This window comes from Streptomyces globisporus (assembly GCF_003501885.1).
Lineage (GTDB): Bacteria > Actinomycetota > Actinomycetes > Streptomycetales > Streptomycetaceae > Streptomyces > Streptomyces globisporus_D.
On record NZ_QWFA01000382.1, the window covers coordinates 1 to 1,488 of the forward strand.

Annotated in this window: 1 protein-coding gene; it reads right to left on the bottom strand. The window is 77.4% G+C overall.

The genetic code is table 11. The annotated features are described in order from the left end of the window. On the bottom strand, window positions 1-1,488 hold a 1,488-nt coding region (locus D3105_RS33745), incomplete at both ends, for a TPM domain-containing protein (protein ID WP_118906585.1).

Sequence of the window (1,488 nt, forward strand, 5' to 3'; positions counted from 1 at the left end):
CCCCCGAACAGCCCGCCGAGGATGATGCCGCCGAGCACCGCCCCGCCCATGCCGCCGCTCCCGCCCCGCGTCCCGCCCAGCCCGCCGGGGCCCTGCATCGACCCGAAGCCGCGCACGTCCTGCTCGGCCAGGGCCATCGCCTGCCCGGCCAGCGCGTCCGCCTGCCGCGCCTCGGCCAGCGCCCCCTGCGCGTCCGTGGCCGACAGCTCCCGGGCCCGCTCCCACCGCCGCTGCGCCTCGGCCAGCCGGGTACGGGCCTGGCTGCCGACCGCGCCCCGGTTGGTCGTGATGAAGTCGGCCGCCGCCCCGATCGCGGACCGGGCGGTGAGCATCGCCTGATCGAGGAGGGACCGGGCCTTCGCCTCGCCGCGCTCCTGATCCCGGGCCCCCGCCAGCGCCTCGTCCAGGGCCGCGTCCGCCTCCTCCGTCCGGCGCAGCGCGTCGATCGGGTCGTAAGGTCCGGCCGCCATCGCCCCCCGCACATCGGCGAGTACGGTCTCGGCGCGGGCGATCCGGCCGCGCAGATCGGCGGTCGACGCCCCCTCGGCGGTCCCTTCGAGCAGCCCGCCCGCGTCCGCCAGGTCGGTCTCCGTCTCGGTCAGCGCGGCCGGCAGCTTCCGGGCCGCCTCGCCCAGCTCCGCCGCCCGCCGGTCCACCGAGTCCAGCAGCGTGCCGGCCTGGCCCACCGCGCCCTCGGCCGCCCGGATGTACACCGCGGCCCGCGAGTTCTCGCCGCCGTCGACCGCCGTACGGGCCTTCTCCACGGCCGAGCCCGCGAAGACGAGCCGGTCCTTCGCCTGCTCGACGTCGGCCGCCACGGGGGCGGCCGCGCCCTCCCCGTACCGCTCGCGCAGCCCGGCGACGCCCGAATCGGCCGCCTCGACCCGCCCGGCGAGGTCCTGGTGGGTGGCGTCCACGGTGGCCAGGGCCTGCGGAGCGGTACGTTCCAGGGCGCGCAGCCGGTCGAAGTCCTCGGAGACGGTGTCGAGCCCCTCGTTCGCGGCCGCGCACCTCCGCAGGATCTCCTCCAGCATCCGGCGGCGGGTCGCGTCGTCCTCGGGGAAGGCGTCGTCGAGCTGCTGACGCAACCGGAACGACTGCGTCAGCTCGTCCTTCGCCCGCGCGACCGCCTCAGTGAACGGCTTCGCCGCCTCATCGCCGAACTGGGCGGTGGCGAAACCGAGTTCCTCCTCACTCGTGCGCACCGCGTCATCGGTGTCGACCAGCACCTGCTTCGTCTGCGCGTCCAGCTCCGGCAGCGGTGTCGACGGCTCCGGCGCACCGCCCGCCCCCGCGTCCCGGCCCCAGCCGGTGGCCGCCGGGGTGGTGCGCGTCGCCGCGCGCCCTTTGCGCCGGGCGTACGCGTAGGCGCCGACCGCGCCCACACCGGCGAGGACGGCCACCGGAAGGATGAAGTCGCGGGCGCCGGTGGAGTCGGAGCCGCCCGTTCCGGGGTCGGCGGGGCCCGGGGTGATCGCGGGGGTGGTC